This window comes from Dawidia soli (genome assembly GCF_018598185.1).
In the GTDB taxonomy this organism is placed as follows: Bacteria; Bacteroidota; Bacteroidia; order Cytophagales; family Cyclobacteriaceae; genus Ohtaekwangia; species Ohtaekwangia soli.
On sequence record NZ_JAHESC010000114.1, the window covers coordinates 1 to 513 of the forward strand.

Here is a 513-nt window from a genome sequence, read left to right on the forward strand (position 1 = left end):
GACCTTTTCTGTCCACCCACGTCCATCAGCAAGACTTGCTTCAACTACACCTCCCGGCCCTTGGGGATCTCGCTTATTCCCAGCAGCATAGGAAATGCAAAAGATCTGCTGGTGCGGGTACTGATACCGCGCACTGGCAGCCCTCGCCCTCGTGTGGTAAGCGTTGCAAATCCTTTCGGTCTTTCACGCGGGTTGATGCTCAACCCGGGGGATCAGTACGAAATGATCTTCAAGAAGGCCATGGCCATTGCTGATCTGCAACTGAGCACATCGTCTGAGTCTGTAACGATAGCGTATTATAAACTTGAGCAGACGGGAGAAACCGTGAGCCGGCAGCCTCAGTATGGCTACGTACTGATCAAGGTGCTTACACTCCAACCGGGTGAGCTGCTGACTCCTATCACATACGAAAATGTAAATATCCCGGTAACTAAGATAACCATTACCGCAGGAAGCTGTACGACGAGTGGCGGCGGTGGAGAAGGTGGTGGCGGCGAAGGCGGTGGTGGAGAA

General features: G+C 53.4%; 1 protein-coding gene. It reads left to right on the forward strand.

The window, feature by feature from the left end; translation table 11 throughout:
* A partial coding sequence (locus tag KK078_RS30310) for a hypothetical protein (RefSeq protein WP_254094799.1) occupies positions 1–513 on the forward strand: 513 nt, incomplete at both ends.